The sequence below is a fragment of the Streptomyces sp. 351MFTsu5.1 genome (assembly GCF_000383655.1).
Taxonomy (GTDB): Bacteria; Actinomycetota; Actinomycetes; order Streptomycetales; family Streptomycetaceae; genus Streptomyces; species Streptomyces griseorubiginosus.
Genome location: NZ_KB911795.1, coordinates 65,920 through 80,633 on the forward strand (window position 1 = coordinate 65,920; position 14,714 = coordinate 80,633).

The 14,714-nt window shown below is 71.0% G+C and carries 9 protein-coding genes; 2 read left to right on the forward strand and 7 right to left on the reverse strand.

Annotation, left to right across the window (positions count from 1 at the left end; translation table 11 throughout):
* Window positions 1-7: 7 nt before the first annotated feature.
* The 5 genes from H295_RS48490 to H295_RS0134910 form a co-directional block, all read right to left on the reverse strand.
* Complete coding sequence (locus H295_RS48490) at window positions 8-3,592, reverse strand: BTAD domain-containing putative transcriptional regulator (protein WP_199788658.1); 3,585 nt, start codon at window positions 3,590-3,592, stop codon at window positions 8-10.
* Window positions 3,593-3,698: 106 nt separating this feature from the next.
* Complete coding sequence (locus H295_RS0134895; protein WP_020139998.1) at window positions 3,699-4,718, reverse strand: ABC transporter permease; 1,020 nt, start codon at window positions 4,716-4,718, stop codon at window positions 3,699-3,701.
* A complete protein-coding gene (locus H295_RS0134900) occupies window positions 4,715-6,280 on the reverse strand; it encodes a sugar ABC transporter ATP-binding protein (RefSeq protein WP_020139999.1) in 1,566 nt (521 codons plus the stop codon). Before H295_RS0134900 ends, H295_RS0134895 begins: the two co-directional genes overlap by 4 nt.
* 2 nt (window positions 6,281-6,282) lie before the next feature.
* The gene (locus H295_RS0134905) at window positions 6,283-7,428 is read right to left on the reverse strand and encodes a substrate-binding domain-containing protein (RefSeq protein ID WP_020140000.1); all 1,146 of its coding nucleotides are present in this window, start codon (window positions 7,426-7,428) and stop codon (window positions 6,283-6,285) included.
* A 267-nt stretch (window positions 7,429-7,695) separates the two neighbouring features.
* A complete protein-coding gene (locus H295_RS0134910; RefSeq protein ID WP_020140001.1) occupies window positions 7,696-8,721 on the reverse strand; it encodes a substrate-binding domain-containing protein in 1,026 nt (341 codons plus the stop codon).
* 497 nt (window positions 8,722-9,218) lie between these two features.
* Here H295_RS0134910 and H295_RS0134915 point away from each other — a divergent pair, with 497 nt between their 5' ends.
* Together H295_RS0134915 and H295_RS0134920 are read left to right on the forward strand one after the other, a co-directional pair.
* Window positions 9,219-10,724 carry an arabinofuranosidase catalytic domain-containing protein gene (locus H295_RS0134915; RefSeq protein WP_043218501.1) on the forward strand — a complete coding sequence of 502 codons (1,506 nt, stop codon included), beginning with the start codon at window positions 9,219-9,221 and terminating at the stop codon, window positions 10,722-10,724.
* 52 nt (window positions 10,725-10,776) lie between these two features.
* Entirely contained in the window at window positions 10,777-13,374 is a 2,598-nt protein-coding gene (locus H295_RS0134920) for a LamG-like jellyroll fold domain-containing protein (protein ID WP_020140003.1), read from the forward strand.
* Here the strand turns inward: H295_RS0134920 and H295_RS0134925 are convergent.
* Together H295_RS0134925 and H295_RS48185 are read right to left on the reverse strand one after the other, a co-directional pair.
* The gene (locus tag H295_RS0134925) at window positions 13,361-13,954 is read right to left on the reverse strand and encodes a hypothetical protein (protein ID WP_020140004.1); all 594 of its coding nucleotides are present in this window, start codon (window positions 13,952-13,954) and stop codon (window positions 13,361-13,363) included. The genes H295_RS0134920 and H295_RS0134925 overlap by 14 nt on opposite strands.
* Window positions 13,955-13,956: 2 nt before the next feature.
* Window positions 13,957-14,412, reverse strand: a complete 456-nt coding sequence (locus H295_RS48185) for a hypothetical protein (protein ID WP_020140005.1) — start codon at window positions 14,410-14,412, stop codon at window positions 13,957-13,959.
* Window positions 14,413-14,714 lie beyond the last annotated feature (302 nt).

Genomic DNA, 14,714 nt, shown 5'->3' on the forward strand with positions numbered 1-14,714 from the left:
TCCCGTCCTACCGGTTCCGCTCCTCACGCGCGGCGGCGGCCCAGTGCTTCGCGCCCCACCGCCGCGCGACCGTCTCCGCCCGTTCGAAGGAGCGCACGGCCGCCTCCTCGTCGCCGGTCAGCCGGTGCAGCAGGCCGAGGTAGTGCGCCACCGGGCGCATCGCGAACACGGTGTAGGCGGCGCCGGACAACTGGTCGCGCACGGGGTGGAGTTGGCGGATCAGTTCGGGTGCCTCGGCCCGCAGCCCGAGCAGCGCGGCCAGCTCCGCCCGGATGCCGGTGTTGCGGGTGTGGTGGTGGTCGTGGCGCAGGGGGGCTCGCCGGATCGCACGGGCCTCGGCGACCCGGCCCTGCCGGGCCAGCACCAGCGCGTAGGTGTCCCCGTCGATGGGTCCGTTGCGTTCGTAGCGCTCGCGGGCCAGCTCCGCGGCCTCCGCGCCCGGTTCCAGGCCGGGCCCCCTGCCCAACCCCACGGTGATCAGGCCGAGTTCGTGGAAGTTCTGGGCGTGCATCATGCCGTGCCGGTGCATCAGGGCGCCGACCTCGTCGTAGCCGCGTACGGCCTCGTCGAAGTCGCCGCGGACGTGCGCCAGCATGGCGAGGCTGGCCTGGTGCACGGCCTCCGGCTCGACGAGCCGGTAGCGGCGGGCGAGGTCGAGGCCGGCCTCGGCGTGCCGCCGCAGCGCGTGGGGGTCGCCCAGCGCGCCCGCGACGCTGCCGTCGATGAATTCGCACACCCACCGGTAGACCGGCAGGTCGAGCCGCTCGGCGAGGGGGCGCAGCTCGGCGGAGGTGCGGGCCCGGAAGGCGACGGCCCGTTCGTAGGAGCGGCATTTGGCCGCCGAGGCCAGTGCCAGGGCAAGGAGCGCCGGGTCGTCGGACCGCCGGGCCACGGCGACCAGTTCCCGGGCGGCCGTCACCACCCGCCTGGCGTCGTCCTCTCCGGCCAGTTCGGCGACGAGGGTGTCGAGGAGGAGGCAGCGGGTGCCCGGGGCGGCGCGGTCGGCGGCGAGGAGCCGCTCCAGGGCGGTGACGAGGGGCCGGTCGACGAAGCCGTAGGGGCGTGTCTGCCAGGGGGTGGGCACCTGCCATCCGGTGAGCGCTGCGGTCAACAGGTCCTCCCGCCCGGCCTGTTCGGCGATCTCGATCGCCTGTCCCCTGGTCCGCCGCGCGGCGAGGGTGGTGCCCGCCCGCACCTGCGCCCGCAGCAGTTTCCCGAGCAGCTCGACCCGCCGGGCGTCCCGGTCGCCGCCGGGTGCGGGTATCCGCTCGTAGGACTCGACGACCTGCTCCAGCATCCGTACGGCGGCGTCGTGGGCGTAGCGCCGCTCGGCCAACTCGGCGGCGCGCAGTCCGTGTTCGACGGCGAGGGGGGCCAGGGCTGCCGTACCGGAGCGGGCGCAGTGGTGGGCGAGGGCGGTGGACCCGGCGGGGCGCAGCTCGCCCAGGGCCTCGGCGATCCGGGCGTGGGTGCGTCCGCGCCGGAGCCGGGTCAGATCGGTGTAGAGGGTGTCCCGGACGAGCGCGTGCGCGAACCGGACCCGGCCCGGCCCGGGTTCGACGAGCAGCCCGGCCGCGACCGCTTCCTCCAGTCCTTCCAGGACGGCCTCCTCGCCGGCCTCGGAGGCGCGCACCAGCACCTCCACCTCGGCCTCCCGGCCCACCACGGCGGTCAGCCGCAGCACCTCGAAGGCGTACGCGGGCAGGCGCGCCAGGCGCCGGCGCAGCACGTCCCGGACGCCCTGCGGCACCTCGGACAGCGCCACCAGGGAACCCTCGCTGGCCAGCAGCCGGGCGCTTTCGCGGACGTAGAAGGGGTTGCCGCCGGTGCGCTCGGTGAGCGCGGCGAGTGTGTGCCGGTCGACGGGTGCGGCGCAGACGGCGGCCACCAGGGCCCGTACGTCGTCGTCGGCGAGGCCCCCGAGGGCGATGCGGTGCGGTGACCGGGCGGCGAGCTGGGCGAGTGTGCCGGTGAGCCGCCGGGCGGCCTCGGTCGGGCGGTGGGCCGTGAGCACCAGCAGGGGCGGCCCGTCGGCCGCGGTGAGGTGTTCCAGCAGGGCGAGGGTCTCGGCGTCGGCGCGGTGGAGGTCGTCGAGGACGACGGCCAGGGGGCCCGCCTCGGTGACGGCCCGTGCCGTCCAGGCCGCCACGGCCCGGTGCAGCGAGAACCGTCCGGCCACGGCGTCGGCAGGGCCACCCGGACCGTCCGCTCCCTCGCCGACGAGCGCGGCCACCGCCTCCGGGTCGTGCGGCGGCACCCGCCGGGCCAGGTCCCGCAGCGCCTCGACCCAGGCCCAGGCGGGCGGGGCCCCGTCGAACTCGGGGCAGCGGCCCACGACGACCTGCCATCCCTCGCTCCGCAGCCACTGGACCGCCCGTCCGAGCAGCCGGGTCTTGCCGACGCCGGGCTCGCCCGTGATCTGCACGACGCCTCCGGTCAGGCGCCCTTCCCGGGCGGCGCGTTCGATCGTCCTCAGCTCGTCGTCCCGGCCCACGAAGAGCTCGTCGGCGCGGGGCGCCGGGTGATCCGTGAGGGACGGGGCGGGCAGGGCGTCGGCATCGCGTGCCGCCCGAGGGGCCGGGCCGGAGGGGTGGCGGGTGCCGTCCGTGCCCGGGGCGGGCGCGCCGGTGGGCTGCTTCCTCTCCGGGGCGGGTCCCGGCTGCTTCCACGCCGACGCAGGCCCCGGCGGTTTCCTCGCGTGGACCGGCGCCGGAGACGTGTCCCGCCGTGCCGTCCGGTCGTCGGGCCGGGGTGTCCGCTGCGCCGGGCGGTCCCCCCGCCGCCCGAGGGGACGGTCATCCCGCTGCCCGAGGCGACGGCCCTCCGGCCGCCCGAGAGGATGGTCCTCCGGCCGCCCGAGGATCGCCCGCTCCAGTTCGGCCAGGGCGGGTCCGGGTGCCAGGCGGAGTTCCTCGTGCAGTATGCGGCGACTGCGCCGGAGCGCGTCCAGCGCGTCGCCCCGCCGCCCCGCGCCCCACAGCGCCGTGGCCAGCAGCCGCCAGCCCTCCTCGCGCAGCGGGTACTCCCGGGTCAGCACCTCGGCGGACGCCACCGCCTCGCTCCACCGCCCGTCACGGACCAGCGCGTCGATCAGCAACTCCTGTGCGCTCAGGCGCAGTTCGTCGAGGCGCGCGACCTCGGCGAGGGCCCACTCGGCGTCGGCGACCTCCGCGTAGGCAGGTCCGCGCCACCAGCCCAGCGCCTCCTCGATCAGTTCCCGGGTCTCACGCGCGGAGGTTGTCTCGCGCGCCCGGCACACCGCGCTCTCGAACCGCCAGGCGTCCACCGCCTCGTCCGGTACCCGCACGGCGTAGCCGGTCGCGTCGCTGACCAGGACCTCGGCACGGGCCCGGGGCGCCCGACCCGGTTCCAGGATCCGCCGCAGATTCGACACGTACGCCTGCAAGGAGGCGAGGGCACGCTTCGGGGGCCTGCCCTCCCACACCTGCTCGATCATCCGGTCCGCGGACAGCACCCTGCCGCGTGCGCAGAGCAGCAGCGCGAGCACGGCACGCTGTCGTGGTCCTCCCAGCCCTGCCCGCACGCCGTTCACATCGGCCTCGACGGACCCGAGCACTCTCAACCGCAGCATGGTGAGCAAATCGTAAGGGCCTCACCCGCCTCGCCGGTTTCGGGAGCGTCTCGCGATGGCTCGATCGGGCCGGTGCGTCCCTACGCCCCGCTCCTGACTCCGGCTCCTAACTCCGGCTCTTGCCGAAGTACCGTGCGCGGGCCCGGTCCAGGAGGATCGCGACGCCGAGGACCGCTCCCTGGACGACCTGCTGGTCGTAGGGGCTGACCTTGAGTGCGAGCAGGCCGTTGGTGATGAACTCCAGCAGGATGGCGCCCGCCGCGATGCCGGCGATACGGCCCTCGCCGCCGGACAGGGACATCCCGCCGACCACCGCCGCGGCAATCGCGGTCAGTTCCCAGCCCGCGCCGACCGAGGGGTCGGCCACGTTCATACGGCCGATCACCAGGACGCCGACCAGACCGGCGAGGGCGGAGCTGGCGACGTAGGTGGAGGTGATCCGGTGGCCCGTCGGGATGCCGGCGAGCCGGGCGGCCTCCTTGTTGCCGCCGACCGCGTAGATCTGGCGGCCCACGTAGGTGCGCTCCAGGACGAACCAGGCGACGGCGGCTGCACCGACGAAGAACAGCGCAGGGACCGGGACTTGGCCTATGTAGTACTGGCTGAGGTTGCTGAACAGCGGGTCGAGGTTGTTGATGGGCGAGCCGCTGGTGATGGCGAGCGCGGTGCCCTGGGCGACGGTGTAGGTGACCAGGGTGATCACGAAGGGCGGCACGTTGAGGCGGGTGACCATGACGCCGTGCCAGAGTCCGACGCCCGCGGTGATGATCAGGGTGAGCAGGATGGCGAGGGGGGCCGGCAGGCCCTCGTTGACGTTCATCCAGCCGGCCAGGATGCCGGCCAGACCGGCGAGGGCGCCCACCGACAGGTCGATGCCCCCGGTGAGGATGACCAGGGACTCGCCGATCGCGAGGATGCCGACCTGGGACAGGTCGCGGCCCATCACCTGGAGGTTGCCGACCGCCGTGTACGTCTCGGCGTTGGCGGCGATGGCCACGAACACCACCGCGCAGGCGATGATGACGCCGGCCTCCGGCGAGGCGGCGAGTCTGCGGGCGAGGGTCGACGCGGCCGAACGGCGCGGCGGCGCGACCTCGTTCGGGGCGAGCGTGCTCTGCGCGCTCATGCTGTGGCTCCGTTCGTCACGTGACGGTTGTCGAGAGAGGCGGTTCCGGCCGCGGCCGTCATGATCCGTTCCTTGGTGGCGTCGGCCCGGTCGATGACCTCGACCACCCGGCCGTGGTTCATCACCGCGATGCGGTGGCAGATCCACAGCAGTTCCTCCAGTTCGGAGGAGGCGACCACGATCCCCATGCCCTGCTCGGCGGCCTGGTCGATGAGCTTGTAGATCTCCGCCTTGGCTCCCACGTCCACCCCGCGGGTGGGCTCGTCGAGGAGCAGCAGGCGCGGTTCCGCGGCGAACGCCCGGCCGAAGATGGCGCGTTGCTGGTTGCCGCCGGACAGCGAGCCGATGGGCTGCTCCACCGACTGCATCCGTACGTTGACGTTCTCGGTGATCTTCCGTGCCTCGGCGCGTTCGCGGCCCGGTCCGAGCAGGCCCCGGGTGCTGATCCGCTTGAGCACCGAGACGACGACGTTGGCCTGGATCGACGCGAACAGGACGAGCGACTGTTCCTTGCGGTCCTCGGGGATCAGTGCGATCCCGGCCGCCACCCCGTCCCCGGCGCCGCGCGGCCGGTAGGGCTCGCCGCCCAGCAGCATGCGGCCGCCGGTGGCGGGCTGGGCGCCGGCGATGGTGTGGACCAGGCGGCTGCGGCCGGAGCCCATCAGCCCGGCCACGCCCAGGATCTCGCCCTCGCGCACGTCGAGGTCGACCGGTCCGAGGCCGTCCGCGGTCAGGCCCTCGACCCGGAGCAGGACCGGGCTGGTGGCGGGCGGTGCCTTCGGTTCGCCCTGGGCGACCTCACCGCCGACCATCTCCCGGATCAGCCGTTCCTCGGTGGCCTCGGCCGGTTCGAGGTCGGCGACGAGTCTGCCGTTGCGGAGCACCAGGACGCGGTCGCTGATCTCCCGCACCTCGTCGAGCCGGTGCCCGATGAACAGCACCGTGCCGCCGCGGTCCGCGAGTTGGCGGGCCAGGCCCAGCACCATGCCGGCCTCGACCGGGCCCAGCGAGGACGTCGGCTCGTCCAGGATCAGCAGCTTGGGTTCGCGGCCCCAGGCCTTGGCGATCTCGATCATCTGCCGGGTCGGCACGGGAAGGGTGCGGACCTCCCGGTGCACCGGGATCGTCTCCGCGGACAGCCCGATCTCCGCGAGCATCGCCTCCGCCTCGGCCCGCTGTGCCGTACGGTCCACCAGGAGCCGTCGCTTCGACTCGCGCGGGCGGCGGCCGAGGAGCAGGTTCTCGGCCACCGAGAGCTGTCCGACCAGCGGGAACTCCTGGGAGACCATGGCGATGCCGAGCTGTCCCGCGGCCTCGGTGGACCCCGGGGCCAGTGGCTCCCCGTCGACGAGGATCTCGCCGCCGTCCCGGTGCACGGAGCCGGCCAGGGTGCCCATGAGGGTGGACTTCCCGGCCCCGTTCTCGCCGACCACGCCGATCACCTGCCCGGCGTAGAGGTCGAGTTCGGGCAGATCGAGGACGCGCACCGGGCCGTACGACTTGTGGACGCCCCGCAGCCGCGCGGTGACCGCGCGGTCCGGGGTTTCTTCGGTGGCCGTCATGCTCAGCCGATCCCGAGCTGCGACTCGAGGGACTGATAGGCGCCGAGGTCGGACTTGGTGACCAGGCCGACGCCGGAGCTGAGGGTCGAACCGTCCTTCTCCAGATAGGGCTTGACGAGCGCCATCGTCTTGTCCTTGCCCAGCACCTTCTCCGCGGCCAGGATGTACGCGCCGGTGTAGCCCTGCTGGTACGGCATCTGGACGACGGTCCCGGAGATCACCCCGGACTTGATGAACTTGAGCGTCTGGGCGTCGGAGTCGTCGGAGACGATGTGCACGGAGGCCGTCTTGCCGGCCGAGGTGACGGCCTGGGCCAGCGCGGGACCGTCGTAGGAGTAGACGCCGTAGAGGCCGTTGACGTCCGGGTTGTTGGCGAGGATGGTCTCGGCGTCCGAAGTCGCCGTGCTGGCCTGGAGGTTGTCGTTGACCTTCTGGGCGACCGTGATCTTCGTGCCCTTGAGGGCGGCCTCGAAGCCGGCGATGCGCTGGGTGGCGTTGGACGCGGTGAGCGAGCCGACCAGGATGGCCACCTTGCCCTTGCCGCCGAGGACCTGCTTCATCGCAGTGCCCGCCTGGAAGCCGGCGGTGTAGTTGGGGGTGCCGAGGTAGAGCGAGGCGGCGTCGGTGCCGGGCAGCGGGGAGTCGATCGCGAGGACGCTGATGCCCTTCTGGACGTCGGTGTGGATGGTCCCGGCGGCCGAGGTCGGGTCGATCGCGGAGATCGAGTAGCCGGTGACGCCCTGCGAACGCAGCGTCTCCAGCTCGGAGTTCTGCTCGGTGAGCTTGCCGTTCGGCGGGGCGAAGTAGGTGCACTTGCTCTTCGCGATCCCGAGGTCGGAGCAGCCCTTGAGGAAGCCGACCTGGCCCGCTTTCCAGTAGTCGGCGGCCACGTTCACGACCATCGCGATGTCGACCTTGGACAGGTCCTTGCCGGCCAGTGCGGACTTCAGCGCCGCGTCGAGCTTGGCGAGGTTGGCCTGGTTGAAGGTGACCGAACCGGCCAGGGTGATCGGGGCGGCGGCCTTGGTGCCGCTGCCTGAACCGGCGGTGTCGGAACCGCCCGCGCTCTTGGAGCAGCCGGTGGCGGCGAGGGAGAGCAGCACGGCGGTCGCGGTGGCCAGGGTGCGGGACCTTCTGGTGCGGAGCATGACGAATCAACGCCTTTCTGGAGGCGGGTACTTGGTGGATGGGTGAGGCGGGGCGCAGCCTGACGCACGGCATGCCCGCGTCGGGAGACCGGTGTGGGTGGGGAGGCGTGCCTGACTTGATGTCAGGGCCGTTGGGGCGCCGACCGCTTGGCGCGGTGGGGGCCGAGGTCGAGCTTCAGGCTCCGTGCTTCACGCTTCGTGAGGGGCGCGCTCGCAACAGGCTTTGCAGGCGCGGGACTTACTGAACCGATGACTGCTTGACGTCTGTCATGTCGGGCTCTCTGTTCGGTGTCGTGGGCGGGTCGCCGAGGCCCGCACGACAAGGCTGGGCGGTATCACGATGTGAGGTCTGCGGCCGGACGCCGGGATCCCGGAGTCCGGATCACCGACGATCTCGATGAGCGCGTGCAGGGCACGGCGGCCGAGTTCGTCGAAGTCCTGGCGGACGGTGGTCAGGGAGGGGCCGAAGTAGTCGGTCTCCGCCATGTCGTCGAAACCGACGACGCTGATGTCCTCCGGCACCCGGCGCCCGGCCTGCTGGAGGGCCCGCAGCAGCCCGAGGGCCATGTGGTCGTTGGCGCAGAACACCGCGGTGACCTCGGGGTCGTCGGCGATCCTGCGACCGTGCTCGTATCCGGTACGGGCCGTCCAGTCGGCACCGGCCAGGGGTTCGGGCACCGGAGCGCCCCGCTTCTCCAGGGCGGCCCGCCAGCCGGCCTCGCGTTCCTGGGCGTCGAGCCAGGTGCGCGGTCCGAGCAGGTGGTGCACGGTGCGATGGCCGAGGTCGAGGAGGTAGGAGGTGGCGAGTTCGGCACCGGCCTCGTTGTCCACGGCGACCGAGACCAGCGCGGTGTGGGCTCCGCAGCCGACCGCGACGAGGGGCACGTCCTTCGGCACGTTGGCCAGTGCCCCGACCGCCGCGGTCTGCGGTGCGATGACGACGATCCCGGCGACGCCCTGGTTCCGCAGCCGGTCGACGGCGTCGAGGACGGAACGCCGGTCGAGGGTGCCGACCGCGGCCACGGTGACGAAGTAGTCGTACTCCCTCGCGGCCTGCTCGATGCCGTAGAGCATGCAGGCCGGGCCGTAGAGCGTGGTGTTGAAGCTGATGACACCCAGGGTGCGGGTGCGGCGGGTCGCCAGGGTGCGGGCGGCGGCGTTGGGCCGGTAGCCGAGTTCGCGTACGGCGGCGAGGACCCGCTCCCGGGTGCGGTCCCGTACGTTCGGGTGGTCGTTGAGGACCCGGGAGACGGTCTGGTGCGAGACACCCGCGATCCGGGCCACGTCGGCCATCACCGGTGCGCGCTCTGTGTCCACGTCCTGCCTCCTCACACACCGTCGTGCCGGCTACGTCGTGACGAATTGTTAGCGCACACATTCTTGGAGGGTCAAGGCGATCCGGGGGCCGTAAGGGCGGAAATCGCCGACTGTGCGGAATTCGTCAAGTCCATCCTGACCAGGGGCTATTGACGCCCTGAAGATCGCCGACGGCTTGTCTGTGAACCCGGGTAAACAGACGGCACAGCTTTTGTTTCCGCACTCTTGACTGTTCAACCGTGTTGACCCGGTATTCATACGGCCGTAAAAAGACGGAGCCGCGAGAGCGGACGCCCGGTCCTGGCCGACCGCACGGGTACGGCGTGTGCCCAGGTCAGCTCTCCCTCGCCCCCTTTCCCCCACCCTCCCCCGCGCCCGGATGGACTGACCCTTCATGGGGGCCTCGAATTGTTAGCGCCCACATCCCAGTCCCCGGAACCCATGGCACGCACGCACGACGGAAGAGGTTCACCGTGAATGGTCGAGCGACAGCCCGCCGACGTCCGAGAGGACTCCTGCTGACGGTGGGCGCGGCCCTCACCCTCCTCGCCGGCATCCTGGCCGCAGTGGTGGGCACGGCCGGCACAGCAGCAGCCGCCTCGTCCCTCCCCTGTGACATCTACGCCTCGGCCGGGACCCCCTGCGCCGCGGCCCACAGCACCACCCGGGCGCTCTACGCCTCGTACAGCGGCTCGCTCTACCAGGTGAAGCGCGCCTCGGACGGCGCGACCACCAACGTCGGCGTGCTCAGCACGGGCGGGTACGCCAACGCGGCGGCCCAGGACTCCTTCTGCTCCGGCACGACCTGCACGATCACCGAGATCTACGACCAGAGCCCGAACCACAACAACCTGACCATCGAGGGCCCCGGCGGCAACGGCGGCCAGGACGTGGGCGCGATCGCCGACGCCCTCCCGGTCACGGTGGGCGGACACGCGGCGTACGGCGTCTTCGTGTCGGCCGGCGTCGGCTACCGCGACAACGGCACCACGGGCATCGCGACCGGCAGCTCCCCCGAGGGCGCGTACATGGTGACCAGCGGCCATCACGTGAACAACCGCTGCTGCTTCGACTACGGCAACGCCGAGACGTCCGGCAACGACACCGGCAACGGTCACATGGACGCGATCAACTTCGGTACGGAGTGCTGGTTCTCGTGCACCGGTTCCGGGCCCTGGGTCGAAGCGGACCTGGAGAACGGCCTGTTCTTCGGGGCGAACGGCGCCTACTCCGGCAACACGGGCATCTCCAGCGAGTACGTCACCGCGATGGAGAAGAACAACGGCACGACGACGTACGCGATCAAGGGAGGCAACGCGCAGTCGGGGTCGTTGAACACCTTCTACAACGGGGCGCTCCCCACGACCAGCGGTTACGCCCCGATGCACAAGGAGGGCGCCATCGTCCTCGGCACCGGCGGCGACAACAGCAACGGCTCGGACGGCTCCTTCTTCGAGGGCGTGATGACCGCGGGCTACCCGACGGACGCCGCCGACAACGCCGTACAGGCCGACATCACATCGGTCGGCTACACCACCCCGACCCCGGCCTTCCCGGTCACCGGCACCGCCTACCGCCTCACCAACACCAACTCCGGCAAGGTGCTGGACGCGGTGAACTGCGGTACGGGCAACGGCACTTCGGTCGACCTGTGGGCCTCGCTCGGCAACACCTGCCAGCAGTGGAAGTTCGCGAGCGCGGGCAACGGCCACTACACCATCACCAACGTCAACAGCGGCACGGTCCTGGACGACAAGAACTGCGGCCAGTCCAACGGTACGGCCGTCCAGTTGTGGGCGTCGCTCGGCAACACCTGCCAGCAGTGGGACGTCACGAGGGTCGGCAGCCACTACACGATCTCCAACGTCAACACCGGTATGACGCTGGACGTGACGAACTGCGGGACGGCCAACGGGACGGTCGTACGGCAGTGGCAGCAGCTGGACAACACGTGCCAGCAGTGGAACATCGCGCCGTAACCCCTCACCCCACCTCACCCCTCATTCGATGTCACGAACAAAGGAGCCGCGCATGCCCTCAGAATCCGGGCCGTCCCGCAGAACCGTCCTGACCGCCATCGGTGTCGCGTCCCTGGCCGGAACGATGGCCGGAGCTGTGGCCGCTCCCGCAGCCGCGGCCACCCCCGTCACCCTCCCCACCCCTTCGGCGCACTGGACCTTCGACGAGGGCTCCGGCACCACGGCCGCCGACACGTCCGGCAACGCCCACACGGCGACCCTCCAGGGCGCGGCGGGCTGGGGCACCGGCAAGGTGGGCGCCCACAGCCTGAACCTGGCGGCGGGCGGCAACGCGACGGCCCCCGTCGCGGTGGTGGACACCTCGGCGGCGTTCTCGGTGTCCGCGTGGGTCAACCTGGCCCAACTGGGCGGCTACCAGACGGCCGTGAGTATCGACGGCAAAGTGGTCAGCGCCTTCTACCTGGGCCTGCGCGACGACACGGGCACGTTCGCCTTCGCCCGCCTGGCGTCCGACGCGACGCAGGGTGCGGCGGTGGCGGCGGCCGCGTCCGCCCCGACGGTGGGCACCTGGACCCACCTGGTCGGCGTGAGCGATTCTTCGGCAGGTGTCACCCGCCTGTACGTGAACGGCGTACTGGAAGGGGAGACGGCGTATGCGGCGGGCTGGGCCGGCACGGGGGCCACGGCGATCGGCCGTGCCCTGTACGGCGGCGGCCAGGTGGACCAGTTCCACGGCCAGGTCGACGACGTACAGCTCTTCCCCACGGCCCTCACCTCGGACCAGGTGGCGACGCTGGCGGGCGTCCCGGTGGACTCCACGACCCCCCTGCTGAGCGTGGACGTGTCGACCCCCGCGCACGCGGTCTCCCCCATCCTCCCTGGCCTGATGTTCGAGGACATCAACCACTCGGGCGAGGGCGGCATCTACGCCGAACTGGTCCAGAACCGCTCGATGATGGCGAGCGACACGTCACCGGTGCACTGGTCGGCGGTGGGTGGGTCGACCCTCTCCCTGGACACTTCGACGCCGCTGAACGAGGCGCTGAACCGCTCGCTGAAGGTGGCGCTGCCGAGCGGCACGGGCGCCGGGAGCCGGGCGGGCGTCTCGAACGACGGCTTCTGGGGCATCCCGGTGCGCCCCAGAACGACGTACACGGCCCGCCTGTTCGCGAAGGCGTCGCGCAGGCTGGGCCCGCTGACGGTGTCGATCGAGTCGGCGGACGGGGGGACGGTATACGCGTCGGCCCGCGTGTCCCATGTCGGCACAACCTTCCCGGAACGCCCGTACGAACTGACCCTGCGAACGGGTGCGGGCGCCCCGGTGACGGGCGACGCCCGCCTGACGGTGACGACGTCCGACCCTTCCGCGTCCGGCGAGACCCTGTGGCTCCAGCACGTCTCCCTCTTCCCGCCCACGCACAAGAACCGCCCGAACGGTCTCCGGGTGGACCTGATGGACAAGTTGATCGCCCTGAAGCCGAAGTTCCTGCGCTTCCCGGGCGGCAACTTCCTGGAGGGCAACACGATCGCGACCCGCTTCAACTGGAAGAACACGATCGGCCCGGTCTGGGAACGCCCCGGCCACATGGACGACGCGTGGGGCTACTGGTCGACGGACGGACTGGGCCTGCTGGAGTACCTGGAGTGGGTGGAGGACATGAAGGCCCAGCCGGTCCTGGCGGTCTTCGCGGGCTACACCCTGAGGGGCGACCACGTCACGGGCGACGCCCTCCAGCCCTTCGTCCAGGACGCGTTGGACGAGATCGAGTACGTGACGGGTCCGGTGACGAGCACGTGGGGCGCTCGCCGGGCGGCGGACGGCCACCCGAAGCCGTTCCCGCTGGAGTACGTGGAGATAGGCAACGAGGACTGGTTCGACGGCTCGGGCTCGTACGACGCGCGCTTCACCGCGTTCTACGACGCGATCAAGGCGAAGTACCCGCACCTGAAGCTGATAGCGACGACAACGGTGACGAGCCGCGAGCCGGACCTGATAGACGAGCACTACTACCTGGCCCCGTCGGCGGCCCAGGCGGCCACGCACAAGTACGACAACAGGGACCGGTCGTCGACGAAGGTCTTCGTGGGCGAGTGGGCGGCACAAGAAGGCCGCCCCACACCGGACTTGAACGCGGCACTGGGCGACGCGTCCTGGCTGGCGGGCCTGATCCGCAACTCCGACCAGGTGCTGATGGAGTGCTACGCCCCGCTCTTCTCCAACGTCAACAACAACGTCTGGGCGACGAACCTGATCGCCTACGACAACCTGACGAGCTACGTGTCGCCGAGCTATTGGGCCCAACAAATGCTGACAAGCAAGCTGGGCGAGCTGGTCCTGCCGGCGACGGCACGGGCATTGCCGAGCTTGGCGACGGTGGTGACGCGCACGGGTAAGCACGTGTATTTGGCGGCGGTGAACTACGGGACGGCGAAGCTGGAGGTACCGATCGAGTTGAGGGGTTTGGCGAGGGGGGTCAAGAAGTCAGCGACGGCCACGGTCCTGACGGGCCCGTCGGGGACGGCAACGAACACGTTGACGGAGCCGACGACGCTGGTGCCGAGGAGTAGGGGGGTGACGGGAGCGGCGCCGACCTTCACGACGACTCTGCCACCGCTGTCGGTGACGGTCTTGGAGCTCACGCTGACGTGATGTCAGTGATCTCTGCCGAAAGCTCAGTGCTCGCCGAAGCGGTGCTGATGAGAGACGGTCTGTAGCTCAGACTGGTCTGGTTCGTCAGCTCCGCGGTCTGGATGACCGGCCCGGACTCGTCACCGTGGATCTCGTAGGTGATCTCGTAGACGGCGTCCGGGTCGAGGTCCGAGCTGCTGCCGAGGTAGGTGAGCTCCGGCTCGACAGTCACATTGCAGCCGGCCGATCCGAAGCACTGACGCTGGGTGGTGCGCAGGTCGATGGAGAAGCTGTCGGCGTCGACTTGGGGGTACGTCGGTCCGGGGTCCGGTTCGGCGAAGGGGGCGACAGGGTCGTCGTCCGTGACGCTGGATGCGGCGGCGGTGGTGGACGGTTTGCCGTCGTCGTCGGTGGACCCGTGGGTGGCTCCCACGACGACGATGCCCGTGGTGACGATCGCGGCGATCACGGCGGCGGCCGAGCCGATGATGACGGCGTTGGCGCGACGCTTCTTGGACGGGAGGGGTGGCGCCTCGGCAGGCCAGGGCGGCGGGAAGGCGGGCGGCGGTGCCGCGGGAGGTCGCGAGACGTCCTCGTCCATCGTCAGCTCCACCCTCCCAGCAGACCGGCACTGAGCTGGGCACTACAGATGTTGTAGTCACCGGCCGCGTGCCCCTTGTCGGTCTTCCCACCGACGGTGACGGAGCAGTGGATGTCCCCGGACCCTTGAAGCTGCGCGGTAACGTCGAAGTACAGGGCGTCCTCGTCGATGGGCAGGGTGGCCTTGAACTCACCGTCCTTGAAGGTGCCGTCGCGGTTGTCGGAGTCGGACCCGTAGGTGATGTTGAGCGGTCCGAGGGCACCGGCGGGGGCAGTGCCCCACACCTTGAAGACGACGACCTTCTTTCCGGCCTTCTTGTCACTGCCTCCCGAGGTGTCGGCTGCATTGTCACCCTTCGACGTGGAGCGGCGGGCCTTGCTGTCGTCGGCGCTCTTGGACCCGTTGGAGCTGGAGCCACCACCCACGACGGCACCGACGAGAGCGATCAGAACAAACAACCCGACAAGCCCGAGACACCCCAGCCCGATGACCTTTCCCGCCCCGCCCTTCTTGGGCGGCGGTGGCGCGAACGGCGTTTGCCCGAAGGGCTGTTGGGGTCCACCCCATCCGGGCTGCTGCGGCGGAAACTGTTGCTGGCTCATGGTCCCCCTGGGGCGTGTGTAGTGCAGTGCAAGGGGTGTGACACGCACACCTCTCACGCGGTTTCGCAAACCGGGTGGATTCACCCGATCGTGGCGCACTCAGCGGGAAGCCCTATGGTCGTCTCAACGCGGCACAAAGCCATCAACTGTCAAGGGGG